Genomic DNA, 18,704 nt, shown 5'->3' on the forward strand with positions numbered 1-18,704 from the left:
GTATAGCGGAATGACTTTGTATAGCAAAATTATCGGCACCGGCAGCTATCTGCCCCCCAAACGCGTCACCAACCAGGACCTGGCGGACCAGCTGGCCGCCAAGGGCATCGAAACGTCGGACGAGTGGATCGTCACCCGCAGCGGCATTTCGGCCCGCCATTACGCCGAGCCCGAGCAGAAGTCCTCGGACCTGGCCGTGCACGCGGCCAAGAACGCGCTCGAGATGGCCGGCATGCAGCCGAACGATATCGACCTGATCATCGTGGCCAGCTCGACCCCGGATTTCTTCGGCAGCTTCCCCAGCACGGCCTGCATCGTGCAGCGCAAGCTGGGCATCACCAACAACGGCGCGGCCGTGGACGTGCAGGCCGTGTGCAGCGGCTTCGTGTACGCCGTGTCCGTGGCCGACAGCTTCATCAAGTCGGGCGCCCACAAGAACGTGCTGGTGATCGGCGCCGAAGTGTTCTCCCGCATCCTCAATTTCGATGACCGCGGCACCTGCGTGCTGTTCGGCGACGGCGCCGGCGCCATCGTGATGACGGCCTCGGCCACGCCCGGCATCCTGGCCACCCAGCTGCACGCGGACGGCCGCCACGCGGACGTGCTCAGCGTTCCGGGCAATGTCGATGGCGGCGCCATCGCCGGCAGCGGCTTCCTGTACATGGATGGTCCGGCCGTGTTCAAGCTGGCCGTGTCGGTGCTGGAGAAGGTGGCGCACGAGGCGCTCGACAAGGCCGGCATGACGTCCGACCAGCTCGACTGGCTGATCCCGCACCAGGCCAACATCCGCATCATGAACAGCACGGCCAGAAAGCTGGGCATGCCGGCGGAAAAGATGGTGGTGACGGTGGACCAGCACGGCAACACGTCGGCCGCCTCGATCCCGCTGGCGCTCGACATCGCCATGCGCGACGGCCGCATCCAGCCCGGTCAGAACGTGATGATGGAAGGCGTGGGCGGCGGCTTCACCTGGGGCGCCGTGCTAGCTCGCATGTAATTTTTTGGTCGCAATTTAGAATTAGAATTCTAAGCGCGCATGGGGCCGCTTCGCGGAACGGCGGCCCGGTGTAAGGTTTCGGGGTTTCGCCCCACTTAACAAACGGATAACGTATGACTCAATTTGCATTTGTATTCCCAGGCCAGGGTTCGCAGGCGATTGCGATGCTGGACGGTTTCGCCGGCAACGCCGTCGTGGCCCAGACCGTGGCCGAGGCGTCCGACGCGCTGCAGTTCGACCTGGGCAAGCTGATTGCCGAAGGTCCGAAGGAAGAGCTGGACCTGACCACCAACACCCAGCCCGTGATGCTGACGGCCGCCGTGGCCGTGTACCGCGCCTGGCTGGCGGCCGGCGGTCCGGCGCCGACCGTGGTGGCCGGCCACAGCCTCGGTGAATACTCGGCCCTGGTGGCCGCCGGCGTGATCGCGTTCAAGGACGCCGTGCCGCTGGTGCGCTTCCGCGCCCAGGCCATGCAGGAAGCCGTGCCCGTGGGGCAGGGCACCATGGCCGTGGTGCTGGGCCTGTCCGACGACGACGTGCGCGCCGCCTGCGCCGAGGCGGCGGCGGCCGATCCGGCCTCCGTGGTCGAGCCCGTCAACTTCAACGCGCCCGCGCAAGTGGTGATCGCCGGCCACACGGCCGCCGTCGAGCGCGCCTGCGAGCTGGCCAAGGCCAAGGGCGCCAAGCGCGCCATGAAACTGCCGGTGTCGGCGCCGTTCCACTCGTCGCTGCTCAAACCCGCGTCGGACCGTCTGCGCGAGTACATGGCCGGCCTGACCTTCGCCGCGCCGCAGATCCCGCTGATCAACAACGTCGACGTGGCCGTCGTCAACGACTCGGCCGCCATCAAGGATGCGCTGGTGCGCCAGGCGGCCAGCCCCGTGCGCTGGGTGGAAACCATGCAGCAGGTGGCCAACGACGGCATCACGCAGGTGATCGAATGCGGCCCGGGCAAGGTGCTGATGGGCTTGACCAAGCGCATCGACGCGCGTCTGGTGGGCGACGCCATCGTCGACCAGGCTTCGCTGGAACGGGTTTTGACGCTGCTCAAGTAAGCGCGGCCCCACTGGGGCAGTATCGACATTGACATAAGGATAACCATGAATTTAGCAAATCAAATCGCCCTGGTGACGGGCGCCTCGCGCGGCATCGGCAAGGCCATCGCCCAGGAACTGGCGCGCCAGGGTGCGCGCGTGATCGGCACGGCCACCACGGAAGCGGGCGCCCAGGCCATCAGCGCCTATCTGGCCGAGATCGGCGTGGAAGCGGGCCAGGGCATGGTGCTCAACGTGACGGACGCCGCGCGCTGCGCCGCCGTCATCGACGAGATCGGCAAGAGCTGGGGCGCCGTCGGCATCCTGGTCAACAACGCCGGCATCACGCAGGACCAGCTGGCCATGCGCATGAAGGACGAGGAGTGGGACAGCGTGATCGCCACCAACCTGACGGCCGTGGGCCGGTTGTCGCGCGCCGTGCTGCGCGGCATGATGAAGGCCAAGACCGGCCGCATCATCAACATCACCTCGGTGGTGGCTTCGTCCGGCAATCCGGGGCAGATGAACTACGCGGCCGCCAAGGCCGGCGTGGAGGGCATGGGCCGCGCGCTGGCGCGCGAGATCGGCAGCCGCAACATCACCGTCAACAGCGTCGCGCCCGGTTTCATCGACACCGACATGACCAAGTCGCTGGGCGAGGAGCAGCACGCCGCGCTGCTGACCCAGATCCCGCTGGCGCGCCTGGGCAAGCCCGAGGACATTGCCGCCGCCGTCGCCTTCCTGGCCTCGCCGCAGGCGGCCTACATCACCGGCACGACCTTGCACGTGAACGGTGGCATGTACATGAATTGAGGCGGACGGGCGGCCGTAGGGCGCCTGTTCAAATCATTTAGCAGTGATTTCGGTAGAAATAGCAGCAGACACCGAAATTAGTTTTTCAGTGCGCAAACCTGATAAAATGCGCGCTTTCCGTAACAAACAAAATGGAGCCATAACATGTCGGATATCGAACAACGCGTTAAGAAAATCGTCGCTGAGCAACTGGGCGTCGCTGAAGCAGACATCAAGACGGAATCCTCGTTCGTCGACGACCTCGGCGCCGACTCCCTGGACACCGTGGAACTGGTGATGGCCCTGGAAGACGAATTCGAAATGGAAATCCCTGACGAGCAAGCCGAGAAGATCACCACCGTGCAGCAAGCGATCGACTACGCTACTGCCCACGTCAAGGCCTAAGCCTGTCCGATCGACTCCAGGAGAATCGCTTGAGCCGTTCTAAAAACCGTCGTGTTGTGATCACCGGCCTTGGCTGCGTGACGCCCGTCGGCAATAACATTGCCGAAGCGTGGAGCGCAATCACCGAGGGGAAATCGGGTATCGCCAACATCACCAAGTTTGATGCGCAACCCTTTACCACCCAGTTCGCCGGCGAAGTCAAAGGCTTCAACATCGAGGATTACATCCCCGCCAAAGAAGCGCGCCACATGGATACCTTCATCCATTACGGCATGGCCGCCGGCATCCAGGCGGTGCAGGACTCCGGCGTGGTCGTCACCGAGGAAAACGCCGATCGCATCGGCGTGATCATCGGTTCCGGTATCGGCGGCTTGCCGCTGATCGAAGAAACCAAGGAAGATTACGACAAGCGTGGTCCACGCCGTATCTCGCCGTTCTTCGTGCCCGCCTCGATCATCAACATGATCTCGGGCAACCTGTCGATCAAGTACGGCATGCGTGGTCCCAACCTGTCGATCGTCACGGCCTGCACCACCGGCCTGCACAGCATCGGCGCGGCCGCGCGTCTGATCGAGTACGGCGACGCCGATGTGATGGTGGCCGGCGGCGCCGAATCGACCGTGTCGCCGCTGGGTCTGGGCGGCTTCGCCTCGGCCCGTGCCTTGTCCACCCGCAATGACGATCCGGCGACCGCTTCGCGGCCGTGGGACCGCGACCGCGACGGCTTCGTGCTGGGCGAGGGCGCGGGCGTCATGGTGCTGGAGGAGTACGAGCACGCCAAGGCGCGCGGCGCCAAGATCTACGCTGAACTGCTGGGCTTTGGGATGAGCGCCGATGCTTATCACATGACCTCGCCATTGGAAGATGGCAGCGGTGGCAGCAAGTCCGTCGTCAACGCCCTGCGTCATGCGGGCGTGAACCCGGACCAGGTCGACTACCTGAACGCGCACGGCACGTCCACCCCGCTGGGCGACATGGCGGAAGTGCAGGGCATCAAGCGCACCTTCGGCGCGCACGCCAAGAACATGGTGATCAATTCGACCAAGTCGATGACCGGTCACCTGCTGGGCGGCGCCGGCGGTCTGGAAGCGGTGTTTACGGTACTGGCGGTGCACCATCAGGTGTCGCCTCCGACCATCAACATCTTCAACCAGGACCCCGCTTGCGACCTGGACTTCTGTGCCAACACGGCCCGTCCGATGAAGATCGAGTATGCAGTGAAGAACTCGTTCGGCTTCGGCGGCACCAACGGCAGTCTCGTGTTCGGAAAAGTGTGAACCTTTCAGCGCCCGCCCTGTCCAACCAGGGTAGGCGCTGATTCGGCGCCGGCATTCGCCGGCGCCTGAATTGCCCGGCCTGGCCGGCGCGTCTGTTTTATCCCCTTTTGTTTCACAGTGCTTTGCCATCGTGCGGCGGGTTCGCACGTCCATTGCCATGTCGATTGCGGTGTCGGTCCTGGTGCGGCCAGCGTCTGCGCTGCGCCTGTTGCGGGTGCTCGCGTGCGCGGGTGTGATGCTGTCGGCCCTGGCCTGTCCGGGGCCGCCGTGGGCGCTCGCGTGCATGGCGGCCGGGCTGGCCGCCTTGCCCTGGCGCGGCGGCAATCCTAAGCCGCGCCGGATTGATATATCCCCGGTTGGACAGATTCGGCTGACGGTATACCAGCAGACAGGGACGGGCGCGGCGACGTCGGCCACGCCGGCCCCGCCGGCGCGGGCAGGTCCGCCGCTGGCCCTGCTCGCGGGCTCGACCCTGTGGCCCGGCTGGCTGTTCCTGCGGCTGGGGCGCGAGGGCGGGCCCGTGCACGAGGTGCTGGTCGGCCCCGCTTGCGTGGCCGCGGGCGCGTTCCGTCCGCTGGCGCTCGCGTGCCGCGCCGTGGCCGCCCGTGGCGGCGACTTGGCGGACCGGGCATGAAAAAAATGACGTAAACCGTGAACTATTTGCAGCCGGCAAACTCTATTGCTATATGCGCCCACGCTGCAGCGCACCGAGGACGATGGGCGTGACGACAGAACGTGAGTGCGATCAGCTGCTGGTCGAGCGGGTCCAGGCTGGCGACAAACAGGCATTCGATCTGCTGGTGGTGAAGTATCAGCGCCGGCTGATGCGTTTGCTGTCGCGCATCGTGCATGACCCGGTGGAGGCGGAGGATGTGGTGCAGGAAACATTCATCAAGGCTTACCGCGCGCTGCGCCTGTTCCGCGGCGACGCCGCGTTCTACACGTGGTTGTACCGGATCGGCATCAACACGGCCAAGAACGCGCTGTCGCTGCAATCGCGGCGCACGCCGACCTCGACCGAGGCCAACGCCGAGCGCGCCGAGGGGTTCGACGACGGCGACCATCTGCGTGACATCAACACCCCCGAATCCGTGCTGGCCAGCAAACAGATCGCCGAGACCGTCAACGCGGCCATGGACAGCCTGCCCGTCGATCTGCGCACCGCCATCGCCTTGCGCGAGATCGAGGGCCTGAGCTATGAGGACATTTCCGAGATCATGGCCTGCCCGATCGGCACCGTGCGCAGCCGCATCTTCCGGGCGCGCCAAGTGATCGCGGAAAAGTTGCGGCCTTTGCTCGATATGCCGGTTGACAAGCGCTGGTGAGGCGGCAATGATGGCGGGGCACGTCAGGTACTGCAAGTTACAGTTCCTGCCGTCCACCGCGCGTGGCAGGTTGATGTGAGCATGGCAGGATAGGGCATGGACAGGTCCAAGAGATTGCATGAGAACATATCGGCGCTGGCCGACGGGGAGTTGCCCGACAGCGAGCGGGAACTGGCGCTGGCCGCGCTGGCCGGCGACGACGGCCGTGCCGCCTGGCGCGCCTACCACGCGATCGGCGACGCGCTGCGGGCCGGCGCCGACGGCGCGCTCAGCGACGGTTTCGAGGCCAGGCTGGCGCGCCGGCTGGCGGCCGAGCCGCCGCTGGCCCGCCCATCGCCCGCCGGGCCGGCCGCGCCCGATGGCGACGCCGGCGATGACGGCGACGGCGACGGCGCGCCGGCGGCCGTGATCGTTTCCGCGCCGTGAGCCGCCCACCGCGCCGCCGCCCCTTGAAAAAGTAGCGATTAGTAACATCTTGCCGATACGGCAGCACCGGTTTTCGCTTACCATCGACCATGCCGCCGCCGCGTGCAGCACCGGCGGCGCAGTTCCCCGAACTCGACAAAGATGATACTTTCCATGAAAAATTACATCTACACTGGTAGTAAGACTCTTTCCGCGCTGATGGTCAGCGCCGGCGTATTGTTCGCCCCCGCCATGCTGGGTCTGGCGCCGGCCGCCCAGGCGGCGGCCACCTCGGCGGTGGCGGGCTTGCCCGACTTCACGGAGCTGGTCGACAAGGCCGGCCCGGCCGTCGTCAACATCCGCACCACCGAGCGCCTCAAGATGCAGGGCGGGCAGGGCATGCCGGGCGACGAGGAGATGCAGGAATTCCTGCGCCGCTTCTTCGGCGGCGCCATCCCCACGCCCAGCCCCGGCGGCAGGGCGCCGCGCGGACGGCGCCAGGCGCCCGATGAGCAGGTGCAGCGCGGCATCGGCTCCGGCTTCATCATTTCCGCCGACGGTTATGTGATGACCAACGCCCACGTGGTCGACGGCGCCGACGAGGTGTACGTGACGCTGACGGACAAGCGCGAATACAAGGCCAAGGTGCTGGGCGCCGACGCCCGCACCGACGTGGCGCTGCTGAAAATCGACGGCAAGAGCCTGCCCACCCTGACCATGGGCGACTCGAACAAGATCCGCGTGGGCGAGTGGGTGATCGCCATCGGTTCGCCGTTCAACCTGGAGAACACGGTCACGGCCGGCATCATTTCCGCCAAGGCGCGCGACACGGGCGACTACCTGGCCCTGATCCAGAGCGACGTGGCCGTCAATCCCGGCAACTCGGGCGGGCCGCTGATCAATATGCGCGGCGAGGTGATCGGCATCAATTCCCAGATCGCCACCTTGTCGGGCGGCTACAACGGCATCTCGTTCGCCGTGCCGATCGACGAAGCCATGCGCGTGGCCGACCAGCTGAAGAAATCGGGCAAGGTGACGCGCGGGCGCATCGGCGTGCAGATTGGCGAGCTGAGCAAGGAAGTGGCCGAGTCGCTGGGCCTGAAGTCGGCCCAGGGCGCGGAAGTGTCGCTGGTGGAACCGGGCGGCCCGGCCGACAAGGCCGGCATCCGGGCTGGCGACATCATCCTCAAGTTCAATGGCACGCCGATCAACCGCTCGTCCGACCTGCCGCGCCTGGTGGGCGGTTCGGCCCTCGGCAGCCAGGCCACCATCACGCTGTGGCGCAAGGGCGCGCAGCAGGACGTGCAGGTGACGATCGCCGAGCTGGAGTCGGACAAGACCGCCAAGGCCAAGGCCAAGGGCGAGAGCGCCAAACCGAAGGCCGAGGCGGCCAACGCGCTGGGCTTCAAGGTCAGCGACCTGACGCCGCTGCAAAAGCGCGAGCTCGACGTCGAAGGCGGCGTGGTGGTGGACGCGGCCGAGGGCGTGGCGGCCCGCGCCGGCCTGCGCCAGGGCGATGTGATCTTGCAGCTTAACAATATCGACATCCGCGACGCCAAGCAGTTCAACGCGGCCGTGGCCAAGCTCGATCCGAAAAAGGCGTCCGTGGTGCTGGTGCGGCGCGGCGACGTGACCCAGTTCGTCTCGCTGCGGCCGACGGCCAAGTAAGCCGGGGCCCGCCTTCACTGGTCCGTCACGCGGGCCGTCCTGTATCATGGGGCGGCCCGTTTTCTTTCTCTGTCCGCTCATGATGCATTTCACATTGTATTCCCGCAGCTATTGCCACCTGTGCCAGGACATGCTGGACGCCCTGAACCTGCTGCAAACGCCGGAACGTCCGTTCACGGTGGAGGTGATCGACGTGGACGCCGACCCGGCCCTGGTGGAGCGCTTCGACGAACTGGTGCCGGTGCTGTTCGCCGCCCTCGACCAGCCCGAGCTGTGCCACTACTTCCTCGACGCCGACCGCGTGCGCCTGGCCCTGGCCGGCGAAACTGCTTGATTACTCAACTATCTCCCGTTCGTCTACGCCAATTTGTGCTGCAAAATATTGACGGTTTGATATTTCGATGGCGTCGCCACGTCATAACACGGGCTTTCCACTCTGAAATCCGGTAAAATGGCGGGTTAGTGAAGTTACCGTTTTGCTGCTGTTTTGCGTTTTAGTGGTTGTCATCAAGGCGCTCGCCAGGGCATTACCGCCCCGTACGAAGCGCTTTTTTTGTATGGAACCCAGCCGTCACCTCGTCGTTTCAATCCGTTTTTGAATATTTGTTAATGAATAACATACGCAATTTCTCCATCATCGCCCACATCGACCACGGCAAATCGACGCTGGCCGACCGCATCATCCAGTTGTGCGGCGGCCTGTCGGACCGCGAGATGGAGGCGCAAGTGCTCGATTCGATGGATCTGGAGCGCGAACGCGGCATCACCATCAAGGCGCAGACCGCGGCCCTGCAATACAAGGCGCGCGACGGCAAGGTCTACAACCTGAACCTGATCGACACCCCCGGCCACGTCGACTTCTCGTACGAGGTCAGCCGCTCGCTGTCGGCCTGCGAGGGCGCGCTGCTGGTGGTGGACGCGTCGCAGGGCGTGGAAGCGCAAACCGTGGCCAACTGCTACACGGCGCTGGACCTGGGCGTGGAAGTGGTGCCGGTGCTGAACAAGATCGACCTGCCCAACGCCGACCCGCCGAACGCCATCTCCGAGATCGAGGACGTGATCGGCATCGAGGCCGGCGACGCCGTGCACTGCTCGGCCAAGACCGGCCTGGGCGTGGAGGATGTGCTCGAATCGATCATCGCCAAGGTGCCGCCGCCGAAGGGCGACAAGGATGCGCCGCTGCAAGCGCTGATCATCGACTCGTGGTTCGACAACTACGTGGGCGTGGTGATGCTGGTGCGCGTGGTCAACGGCACGCTCAAGCCGAAGGACAAGATCCGCCTGATGGCCACCGACTCGCTGCAGCTGGTGGAGGACATCGGCGTGTTCTCGCCGCGTTCCGTGTCGCTGCCGGAGCTGTCGGCCGGCCAGGTGGGCTTCGTGATCGCCGGCATCAAGGAATTGAAGGCCGCCAAGGTGGGCGACACCATCACCCTGGCCAACCGTCCGGCCGAGGCGCCGCTGCCCGGCTTCAAGGAAGTGCAGCCGCAGGTGTTCGCCGGCCTGTTCCCGGTCGAGGCCAACCAGTACGACGCGCTGCGCGACTCGCTGGAAAAACTGAAACTGAACGACGCGGCCCTGATGTACGAGCCGGAAGTGTCGCAGGCGCTGGGCTTCGGCTTCCGCTGCGGCTTCCTGGGCCTGCTGCACATGGAGATCGTGCAGGAGCGCCTGGAGCGCGAATTCGACATGGACCTGATCACCACGGCCCCGACCGTGGTGTACGAGGTCGTCATGCGCGACGGCACCGTGCTGAAGGTGGACAATCCATCGCGCATGCCGGACCCGTCCCGGATCGAGGAGATCCGCGAGCCGATCGTGACGGTCAACCTGTACATGCCGCAGGAATACGTGGGCTCCGTGATCACGCTGTGCATCGGCAAGCGCGGCGTGCAGATGGACATGAGCTACCACGGCCGCCAGGTCAAGCTGGTGTACGAGATCCCGATGGGCGAGATCGTGCTCGACTTCTTCGACAAGCTCAAGTCCACCTCGCGCGGCTACGCCTCGATGGACTACGAGTTCAAGGAATACCGGCCGTCCGACGTGGTCAAGGTCGACATGCTGATCAACGGCGAGAAGGTCGACGCGCTGGCCATCATCGTGCACCGTTCGAACGCCGCCTACCGTGGCCGCCAGGTGGCCGCCAAGATGCGCGAACTGATCCCGCGCCAGATGTTCGACGTGGCGATCCAGGCCGCCATCGGCGCCAACGTGATCTCGCGCGAGAACGTCAAGGCGCTGCGCAAGAACGTGCTGGCCAAGTGCTACGGCGGCGACGTCAGCCGCAAGAAGAAACTGCTGGAGAAGCAGAAGGCGGGTAAAAAGCGCATGAAGCAAGTGGGCTCGGTCGAGATTCCACAAGAGGCGTTCCTGGCAATCTTACAAGTGGAAGAGAAATGAACCTGCAAGTCATCTTAGGGAACTTCGCATTAATTCTGTTCGTCTTGATGGTGGTGACCGGCGTGATCTGGTTCCTGGACGTGTTCTACCTGGCCAGGCAGCGCCGGCTGGCGGCCGACCGCGCGCTGGCCGAGTTCGACGGCCGCAACGCCAAGCTGACGGCCGATGGCATCAAGGTCGACCACGCGGCCAACCGCAGCGCCATCGAGCACGCGCTGCTGCGCCAGCCGACCTGGATCGAATATTCGGGCAGCTTCTTCCCCGTGATCGCGCTGGTGTTCTTCCTGCGCTCGTTCCTGTACGAGCCGTTCAAGATCCCGTCGTCGTCGATGGTGCCGACCCTGCTGGTGGGCGACCTGATCCTGGTGAACAAGTTCACCTACGGCATCCGCCTGCCGGTGCTGAACAAGAAGATCATCGAGATCAACAACCCGCAGCGCGGCGACGTGATGGTGTTCAAGTATCCGAAGGACATGACCCAGGATTACATCAAACGGGTGATCGGCGTGCCCGGTGATAAAATCACGTATGAAAACAAGCGCTTAACGGTCAACGGCAAGGCGGTGTCGTACGCCCCGATGGACGATTACCTCGATGACGAGCATCTGGTGTACAACAAGCAATACCAGGAGAACCTGACGGGCGTGTCGCACCGCATCCTCAACAACGAGCAGGCGCCGACCCTGAACCTGGCCGACGTCAAGCACTTCCCGCATGACGATGCGTGCACCTACAATTACGACGGCTTCACCTGCGTGGTTCCTGAGGGTAACTACTTCATGATGGGCGACAACCGCGACAACAGCGCCGACAGCCGTTACTGGGGTTTCGTGCCGGACAAGAACATCGTGGGCAAGGCCTTCTTCGTTTGGATGAACCTGAGCAACTTGCGCCGTATCGGCGGCATACACTAAGGAGCGAGCATGGTGGGCATCAAGCATAGCGGCAAACGGCAGCGCGGCATTTCCCTGGTTGGCCTGATCCTCACGCTGGCCGTCCTGGGCTTCCTCGGCGTGCTGGCGATGAAGATCGTGCCCACCTACACGGAATACCGGGCGATCCAGAACGCCATCATCAAGGCCAAGAGCGCCGGCTCCACCGTGCGGGAAATCCAGGCCTCGTTCGACGCCAACGCCGACGTCGGCTACATCACGTCGATCAACAGCAAGGATCTGATCATCTCGAAGGAGAACAACGAGATGGAAGTGAGCTTCGCCTACGAGAAGAAGATCCCGCTGTTCGGCCCGGCCAGCCTGCTGCTCGAATACGCGGGCACCACCGCCAAGGGCGGCGTGGCGGCGGCCAAGGCCGACCAATAAAGCTTCAAGAATCCCATACTTACTCAACCGATAATGAATCTTCAGCTCTTGCAAACCCGTTTAGGCTACACGTTCCAGGATGCTGGCCTGTTGCAGCAAGCCTTGACGCACCGTAGCCACAGCAGTTTGCATAACGAACGGCTGGAATTCCTGGGTGACTCCGTGCTCAACTGCGTGGTCGCGTCCATCCTGTACGAGCGCTATCTGGCCATCGACGAGGGCGACCTGTCGCGCCTGCGCGCCAACCTCGTCAAGCAGCAATCGCTGTACGAGATCGCCCAGAAGCTGGAGCTGTCGCAGTTCCTGCGCCTGGGCGAGGGCGAGCTGAAATCGGGCGGTTTCCGCCGGCCGTCGATCCTGGCCGACACGCTGGAGGCGCTGCTGGGCGCGATCTTCCTCGACGGCGGCTTCAATCCCGCGCGCGACGTGATCCGCGCGTTCTACATCCCCATCCTCGACACGGTCGACCCGCAGACGCTGGGCAAGGATGCCAAGACGCTGCTGCAGGAATTCCTGCAAAGTAAAAAGATCTCGCTGCCGCAGTACAATGTGGTGGCCACCCATGGCGCCGCGCACAGCCAGGAATTCGAAATCGAATGCCTGGTGCCCAAGCTGGGCATCCAGGTCTATGGCCGGGGCGGCAGCCGCCGCGCCGGCGAACAGGCCGCCGCCAAGCTGGCGCTGGAAGTGGCCGAGCAGGCGCTGGTGAAGACCCCGGCGTCGGCCCGCAAGGCCAAGCCGCGCGCGGCCCAGCTTAAACTGGCCGGCATCGCCACCATCCAGAGCGATGCCGCCCCGGCCCAGCCGGATGCCCCCACCACGGGCAAGCTGGCCAACACGTAACATTGATAGAATCGAGCAGCATGACTACCGCACCTACCTCCGCCCCGTTCCGTTGTGGCTACATCGCCATTGTCGGCCGCCCCAACGTGGGCAAATCGACGCTGATGAACACCCTGATCGGCGCCAAGGTCAGCATCACCTCGCGCAAGGCGCAGACGACGCGCCACCGCATCACCGGCATCCAGACGCTGGACGACGCCCAGTTCATCTACGTCGACACGCCCGGTTTCCAGACCCGCCATTCGAACGCGCTCAACAAGACGCTCAACAAGACGGTGACCAACACCCTGATCTCGTCGGACCTGATCCTGTACGTGATCGAGGCGGGCACCTTCGGCCCGGCCGACCAGGAAGTGCTGGACCTGCTGCCCAAGGAAGTGCCGACGGTGCTGGTGATCAACAAGTCGGACCGCGTGAAGGACAAGGCCGTGCTGCTGCCGTTCGCGCAGAAGGTGGCGGCCAAGCACGACTTCGCGGCCATCGTGCCGGTGTCGGCCAAGCTGCGCTTCCAGCTCGACGGCCTGCAGAACGAGATCAAGAAATTCCTGCCCGAGAACGATCCCATCTTCGGCCCCGACGACATCACGGACCGCAGCGAGAAGTTCCTCGCCTCCGAGATCGTGCGCGAGAAGCTGTTCCGCTTCGTGGGCGACGAGCTGCCGTACACGAGCACCGTGCTGATCGAGAAGTTCGAGCAGGAGGGCGACCTGCGCCGCGTGTTCGCCGCCATCCTGGTCGAGCGCGACACGCACAAGTCCATGATCATCGGTAACAAGGGTGCGCGCCTGAAGGAAGTGTCGACCCAGGCCCGGCTGGACATGGAGAAGCTGTTCGGCGGCCCCGTGTACCTGGAGATCTGGGTCAAGGTCAAATCCGGCTGGGCCGACAACGAGGCGGGCCTGCGCGCCTACGGTTACGAGTAAGCGCCAGGGGAGCCCGGCACACGCATGTCCACGCTGACAGCAGACCACGATACGGCTGAGCCCGTGTCCACCCGGGCGCCCGACGCCGGGGCGGACACGGGCTTAGTCGCTTCTGCGGCTGCGCCGGCGACTGCAACGGCGGCAGCCACCGCGGCCGTGGCCGGGGCCGCAACCGGCGCCGCGACCGGCGCCGCGACCGACGTTACCACCGGCGCCGCAACCAGGGGCGCCGCCGCTGCCGCCACCGGCGCGGGCGCCAGTCCGACCGCCGCGCGCCGCCCGCGCCCGCCCGCGCGCGAGCGCACCGTGGGCACCAAGGTCGGCGGCCAGCCCGCGTTCGTGTTGCACAGCTATCCATACAAGGAAACCAGCCTGATCGTGGACCTGTTCACGCGCGACTATGGCCGCGTGGCTCTGATCGCCAAGGGCGCCAAGCGCCCCCATTCCCAGCTGCGCGGCGTGCTGCAAACCTTCCAGCCGCTGCAGGCCGGCTGGAGCGGCAAGTCCGAGCTGCGCGTGCTGACCCATGCGGAATGGGTGGGCGGCATGCTGCCGTTGGAGAAGACGGCCCTGCTGTGCGGCTTCTACCTGAACGAACTGCTGGTCAAACTGCTGGCGCGCGACGACGCCCATCCGGCCCTGTTCGACCATTACGTAGCCACCCTCAACCAGCTGGCCCACGACGAACCGGCGCCCATCGTGCTGCGCAAGTTCGAGCTGGCCCTGCTCAAGGAGACGGGTGTCGCGGCCGACCTCACGCGCTGCACGTCCAGCCGCGCCGCCATCGTGGCCGAGCGCCTGTACGTGGTGGACCCCGAGCGCGGCCCGCGCCCCGAGCGCGCCAGCGACACCTGGCCGCGCGTGGCCGGCAAGACCCTGCTCGACATGGAGCGCGAGGATTACGCCGACGCGGCCACCCAGGCCCAGAGCAAGCAGCTGATGCGCTTCCTGCTGGCGCACCACCTGGGCGGCGCGCCGCTCAACACGCGCCAGATCCTGATCGACCTGATGCAGCTTTGAACAGACAACCCGAATAACCTGATAAACGGTATACATCAATGAGCTTCCTCCAGCCTGCCGGCCCCGTCATCGACCTGGGCGTCAACATCGACCACGTGGCGACGCTGCGCAACGCGCGCGGCACGAGCTATCCCGATCCCATCCGCGCCGCGCTGCTGGCCGAGCAGGCCGGCGCCGACTGCATCACGCTGCACCTGCGCGAAGACCGCCGCCACATCAAGGACGCCGACGTGATCGCGCTGGCGCCCCAGCTGCTGACGCGCATGAACCTGGAGGCGGCCGTGACCCAGGAGATGATCGACTTCGCCTGCCGCATCAAGCCGGCCGACGTGTGCCTGGTGCCGGAAAAGCGCACCGAGGTGACCACCGAGGGCGGCCTCGATGTCGTCACCCACTTCAACGCCGTGCAGGCGGCCGTGCGCCAGTTGCAAGGGGAGGGCATCCGCGTCAGCCTGTTCATCGACGCCGACGAGGCGCAGATCGCCGCCGCCGCCGAGATCGGCGCGCCCGCGATCGAACTGCACACGGGCCGCTATGCGGACACGCAAGGCGCCGAGCAGGCGGCGGAACTGGAGCGGATCAAGGCCGGCGTGCTGTTCGGCGTGGGGCGCGGCCTGAAGGTCAACGCCGGCCACGGCCTGCACTACACCAACGTGCAAGCCATCGCCGCCATCCCGGAGATCGCCGAGCTCAATATCGGTCACGCGATTGTTGCCCATGCGGTGTTCGCGGGCTGGGAGAACGCCGTGCGCGAGATGAAGGCCATCATGGTGTCCACGCGGCTGGGGCAGGGCGCACAATGATCTACGGGATCGGCACCGACATCTGCCGCATCCCGCGCATCGCCGCCGCGCTGGAACGGCACGGCGACCGTTTCGCGCAAAAGATCCTGGGCCCGCAGGAGATGGAGAAATACCATGCCCGCAAGGCCAAGAACGAAGCGCGCGGCATCCGCTTCGTGGCCACCCGCTTCGCCGCCAAGGAAGCGTTTTCCAAGGCCATCGGCCTGGGCTTGCGTATGCCGATGACGTGGCCGGCGGCTCAGATGCTCAATGACCCCAGCGGCAAGCCCACCATCGTGTGCAGCGGCGTGCTGGCGCAGTTCATGCAGGATAAGGGTTTGACGGCGCAGGTGAGCATCAGCGACGAGGAAGAATACGCGGTCGCTTTCGTCATCGTCGAACAGGCCGGCTGACACGGGCAGGCATACAATAGCGCCCCATCGTCGTTCCCGCGCAGGCGGGAACCCATGCTGAGCCTCCCGGCCGGCGAAGTATGGATTCCCGCCTGCGCGGGAATGACGGGTATTTGGCTGCGAGAGGTACTCAGAAGTGACTGACGAAGTAATCGACACCCCCGATCCGCGCGCGCAGGTGCTGGCCACCGTGGCCAAGCTGCCCAACCTGCCGGGCGTGTACCGCTATTTCGACGCGGCCGACAATGTGCTCTACGTGGGCAAGGCGCGCGACTTGAAAAAGCGCGTGTCGAGCTACTTCCTGAAGAACCTGTCCAGCCCCCGCATCGCCATGATGGTCGAGCGCATCGCCCGGCTGGAGACGACCGTCACGCACAGCGAGGCCGAAGCGCTGATCCTGGAAAACAACCTGATCAAGACGCTGCACCCGCGCTTCAACATCCTGTTCCGCGACGACAAGTCCTATCCCTACCTGAAGATCACGGCCGGCGACGCGCCGCGCATGGTCTACTACCGGGGCGCGGTGGACAAGAAGAACCAGTACTTCGGCCCGTTCCCCAGCTCGTGGGCGGTGAAGGAGTCGATGCAGATCCTGCAGAAGGTGTTCCGCATCCGCACCTGCGAGGACAGCGTGTACGCCAACCGCACGCGCCCCTGCCTGCTGCACCAGATCGGCCGCTGCAGCGCGCCGTGCGTGGACCTGGTGAGCAAGGAGGACTACCTGGCCGACGTGGCCAACGCGGCCCGCTTCCTGCGCGGACGCCAGAGTGAGGTGATGGACGAGCTGGAAAAGAAGATGCACGCCTACGCCGCCGAGCTGAAATTCGAGCAGGCCGTGGTGGTGCGCAACCAGATCGCGTCGCTGTCGCGCGTGCTGCACCAGCAAAGCATGGAGACGACCGGCGACGCCGACGTCGACATCCTGGCCGTGCTGGTGCAGGGCGGGCGCGCCTGCGTCAACCTGGCCATGGTGCGCGGCGGCCGCCATCTGGGCGACCGCGCCTATTTCCCCACCCAGTTGGGCGACGCGGCCGCCATCGCCGAGGAGGCGATCGAGGTCGAGGTGCTGAGCGCCTTCCTGGTCCAGCACTACACGGAGAAGTTCATCCCCGGCACGCTGATCCTGAACATCGAATTCGACCAGCCGGCGTTGATGCTGGCCTTGCAGGAGCAGTGCGGGCACCGCATCCACCTCGTGTTCCAGCCGCAGGACCAGCGCCGCAAGTGGCTGGAGCTGGCGCAGAAGGGCGCCGAGATTTCGCTGGCCCGCCTGCTGTCGGAGCAGGGCTCGCAGCAGGCGCGCACGCGCGCGCTGGTCGACGCGCTGGGACTGGAGCCGGAGGACATCGACACGCTGCGCGTCGAGTGCTTCGACATCAGCCACACCCAGGGCGAGGCCACGCAGGCCTCGTGCGTGGTGTTCCATCACCACCAGATGCAGAACGGCGAGTACCGCCGCTACAACATCAACGACATCACGCCCGGCGACGATTATGCTGCGATGCGGCAGGTGCTGATGCGCCGCTACGAGAAAGTGGCCAACGGCGACGGCGTGATGCCCGACGTGGTGCTGATCGACGGCGGCAAGGGCCAGATCGAAATGGCGCGCCAGGTGTTCGCCGAACTGGGGCTGGACATCGGCCTGATCGTCGGCGTGGCCAAGGGGGAGGGGCGGCGCGTGGGCCTGGAGACGCTGATGTTCGTGGACGGCCGGCCATCGCAGGAACTGGGCAAGGAATCGGCGGCCCTGATGCTGGTGGCGCAGATCCGCGACGAGGCGCACCGCTTCGCCATCACCGGCATGCGCGCCAAGCGCGCCAAGACGCGCCAGACGTCGCGGCTGGAGGAGATCGAAGGCATCGGCGCCAAGCGGCGTCAGAAGCTGCTGGCCCGCTTCGGCGGACTGCGCGGCGTGATCGACGCCAGCGTGCAGGACTTGATGCAGGTGGAGGGCATCTCCAGCGCGCTGGCCGAGGAAATCTACCGCCAGCTGCACTAGTGGCCTACGCGGGGCCGTGCTGCATCGCAGCGGCGATGCCCGGCCGCGCCGGCGTGGCGCGGCTGTCGCCGTATGCAGCCCGCGCTGGTTTAATGTGCGTCCGCAAGGTAGACTAGCGGCGACATCAGTTTTTACAGTTGCAACTTTACTTGACCCTATGCCTTTCAATATACCGATCCTGCTGACCTGGCTGCGCGTGGCGCTGATTCCGCTGGTCGTTGGCGTGTTCTATCTGCCCACGCACTGGCTGCCGCTGGCCGACCGCAACCTGGCCGCCACGCTGGTGTTCATCGTCGCCGCCGTCACCGACTGGTTCGACGGCTTCCTGGCGCGGCGCTGGAACCAGACGTCGGCCTTCGGCGCCTTCCTCGATCCGGTGGCCGACAAGCTGATGGTGGCGGGCGCCTTGCTGGTGCTGGTGCAGCTGGACCGGGTCAACGCCGTGCTGGCGTTCATCATCATCGGCCGCGAGATCGCCATCTCCGCGCTGCGCGAATGGATGGCGCAGATCGGCGCATCGAAATCGGTGGCCGTGAGCTCGCTGGGCAAGATCAAGACGGCGGCCCAGATGACGGCCATCCCCATGCTGCTGTTCCATGACATTTTGCTCGGCGCCGTCGACACCCAGGTGTGGGGCGAGCGTTTGCTGCTGGTGGCCTGCGTGCTGACCGTGTGGTCGATGTTCTACTACCTGCGCCTGGCCTGGCCCATGATCAAGGAGCGCGCCGGCACGATCTGACGGCGGTCCCGGTATAAACAATTTTCATTCTTTCCCTATTGAAAAGGTTTTTACCATTGACAGCCCCGACAGATCCTCTATAATGCTGGCCTGTTGTTGATGACGACGACGCGCTGAAAAGCAGATGCGGGAGTAGCTCAGTTGGTAGAGCGCAACCTTGCCAAGGTTGAGGTCGAGAGTTCGAGACTCTTCTCCCGCTCCAGTTTTTCAGAATGACGGCAAGTTGGTGACAAGAAGTTGCACTGGAAATACAAGCAGCAAGCTGCTACAATGTTGGACCAAATGCGGGAGTAGCTCAGTTGGTAGAGCGCAACCTTGCCAAGGTTGAGGTCGAGAGTTCGAGACTCTTCTCCCGCTCCA

General features: G+C 65.0%; 20 protein-coding genes and 2 tRNA genes. All 22 read left to right on the plus strand.

Annotated features, from left to right (window positions below):
* Positions 1-10 precede the first annotated feature (10 nt).
* The 22 genes from AC1RQG_RS26605 to AC1RQG_RS26710 all read left to right on the plus strand — a co-directional run bounded on the left by AC1RQG_RS26605 (position 11) and on the right by AC1RQG_RS26710 (position 18,704).
* Positions 11-997, plus strand: coding sequence for a beta-ketoacyl-ACP synthase III (locus AC1RQG_RS26605; protein WP_493136211.1), 987 nt, complete (start codon positions 11-13; stop codon positions 995-997).
* Positions 998-1,110: 113 nt separating this feature from the next.
* Positions 1,111-2,052, plus strand: coding sequence for an ACP S-malonyltransferase (gene fabD, locus AC1RQG_RS26610; RefSeq protein WP_493136213.1), 942 nt, complete (start codon positions 1,111-1,113; stop codon positions 2,050-2,052).
* Positions 2,053-2,097: 45 nt separating this feature from the next.
* Positions 2,098-2,844 carry a 3-oxoacyl-ACP reductase FabG gene (gene fabG, locus AC1RQG_RS26615; RefSeq protein WP_493136215.1) on the plus strand — a complete coding sequence of 249 codons (747 nt, stop codon included), beginning with the start codon at positions 2,098-2,100 and terminating at the stop codon, positions 2,842-2,844.
* A gap of 144 nt (positions 2,845-2,988) precedes the next feature.
* Entirely contained in the window at positions 2,989-3,228 is a 240-nt protein-coding gene (acpP, locus tag AC1RQG_RS26620; protein WP_055936274.1) for an acyl carrier protein, read from the plus strand.
* Between the two features lie 29 nt (positions 3,229-3,257).
* A complete protein-coding gene (fabF, locus tag AC1RQG_RS26625) occupies positions 3,258-4,505 on the plus strand; it encodes a beta-ketoacyl-ACP synthase II (protein ID WP_493136217.1) in 1,248 nt (415 codons plus the stop codon).
* A 70-nt stretch (positions 4,506-4,575) separates the two neighbouring features.
* Complete coding sequence (locus tag AC1RQG_RS26630) at positions 4,576-5,139, plus strand: hypothetical protein (protein WP_493136219.1); 564 nt, start codon at positions 4,576-4,578, stop codon at positions 5,137-5,139.
* Between the two features lie 82 nt (positions 5,140-5,221).
* Positions 5,222-5,830, plus strand: coding sequence for an RNA polymerase sigma factor RpoE (gene rpoE, locus AC1RQG_RS26635; RefSeq protein ID WP_493136221.1), 609 nt, complete (start codon positions 5,222-5,224; stop codon positions 5,828-5,830).
* Between the two features lie 96 nt (positions 5,831-5,926).
* The gene (locus AC1RQG_RS26640; RefSeq protein ID WP_493136223.1) at positions 5,927-6,256 is read left to right on the plus strand and encodes an RseA family anti-sigma factor; all 330 of its coding nucleotides are present in this window, start codon (positions 5,927-5,929) and stop codon (positions 6,254-6,256) included.
* A 153-nt stretch (positions 6,257-6,409) separates the two neighbouring features.
* Positions 6,410-7,903 (plus strand): DegQ family serine endoprotease, encoded by a 1,494-nt coding sequence (locus AC1RQG_RS26645; RefSeq protein ID WP_493136225.1) that lies wholly within the window; start codon positions 6,410-6,412, stop codon positions 7,901-7,903.
* An 82-nt stretch (positions 7,904-7,985) separates the two neighbouring features.
* Positions 7,986-8,237, plus strand: a complete 252-nt coding sequence (locus tag AC1RQG_RS26650) for a glutaredoxin family protein (RefSeq protein WP_493136245.1) — start codon at positions 7,986-7,988, stop codon at positions 8,235-8,237.
* A gap of 275 nt (positions 8,238-8,512) precedes the next feature.
* The gene (gene lepA, locus AC1RQG_RS26655; RefSeq protein WP_493136227.1) at positions 8,513-10,306 is read left to right on the plus strand and encodes a translation elongation factor 4; all 1,794 of its coding nucleotides are present in this window, start codon (positions 8,513-8,515) and stop codon (positions 10,304-10,306) included.
* The gene (gene lepB / locus AC1RQG_RS26660; protein WP_493136229.1) at positions 10,303-11,220 is read left to right on the plus strand and encodes a signal peptidase I; all 918 of its coding nucleotides are present in this window, start codon (positions 10,303-10,305) and stop codon (positions 11,218-11,220) included. The genes lepA and lepB overlap by 4 nt, the downstream gene beginning before the upstream one ends.
* A 9-nt stretch (positions 11,221-11,229) precedes the next feature.
* Positions 11,230-11,625 (plus strand): DUF4845 domain-containing protein, encoded by a 396-nt coding sequence (locus tag AC1RQG_RS26665; RefSeq protein WP_493136230.1) that lies wholly within the window; start codon positions 11,230-11,232, stop codon positions 11,623-11,625.
* A 48-nt stretch (positions 11,626-11,673) separates the two neighbouring features.
* Positions 11,674-12,468 (plus strand): ribonuclease III, encoded by a 795-nt coding sequence (gene rnc / locus AC1RQG_RS26670; protein ID WP_493136232.1) that lies wholly within the window; start codon positions 11,674-11,676, stop codon positions 12,466-12,468.
* Positions 12,469-12,488: 20 nt separating this feature from the next.
* On the plus strand, positions 12,489-13,391 hold the full coding sequence (era, locus tag AC1RQG_RS26675; protein WP_493136233.1) for a GTPase Era: 903 nt from the start codon (positions 12,489-12,491) through the stop codon (positions 13,389-13,391).
* A 156-nt stretch (positions 13,392-13,547) separates the two neighbouring features.
* Positions 13,548-14,411, plus strand: coding sequence for a DNA repair protein RecO (recO, locus tag AC1RQG_RS26680; protein WP_493136235.1), 864 nt, complete (start codon positions 13,548-13,550; stop codon positions 14,409-14,411).
* A gap of 38 nt (positions 14,412-14,449) precedes the next feature.
* Positions 14,450-15,214: a pyridoxine 5'-phosphate synthase gene (pdxJ, locus tag AC1RQG_RS26685; RefSeq protein WP_493136237.1), complete on the plus strand. Its 765-nt coding sequence runs from the start codon at positions 14,450-14,452 to the stop codon at positions 15,212-15,214.
* The gene (gene acpS, locus AC1RQG_RS26690; RefSeq protein ID WP_493136239.1) at positions 15,211-15,606 is read left to right on the plus strand and encodes a holo-ACP synthase; all 396 of its coding nucleotides are present in this window, start codon (positions 15,211-15,213) and stop codon (positions 15,604-15,606) included. Before pdxJ ends, acpS begins: the two co-directional genes overlap by 4 nt.
* A gap of 136 nt (positions 15,607-15,742) precedes the next feature.
* On the plus strand, positions 15,743-17,605 hold the full coding sequence (gene uvrC, locus AC1RQG_RS26695) for an excinuclease ABC subunit UvrC (RefSeq protein ID WP_493136241.1): 1,863 nt from the start codon (positions 15,743-15,745) through the stop codon (positions 17,603-17,605).
* 157 nt (positions 17,606-17,762) lie between these two features.
* On the plus strand, positions 17,763-18,344 hold the full coding sequence (gene pgsA / locus AC1RQG_RS26700; protein WP_493136243.1) for a CDP-diacylglycerol--glycerol-3-phosphate 3-phosphatidyltransferase: 582 nt from the start codon (positions 17,763-17,765) through the stop codon (positions 18,342-18,344).
* Between the two features lie 126 nt (positions 18,345-18,470).
* Positions 18,471-18,546, plus strand: a tRNA-Gly gene (locus AC1RQG_RS26705).
* 82 nt (positions 18,547-18,628) lie between these two features.
* Positions 18,629-18,704: transfer RNA gene (locus AC1RQG_RS26710), tRNA-Gly, on the plus strand.

This window comes from Rugamonas sp. GW822-FHT03B10 (genome assembly GCF_058801745.1).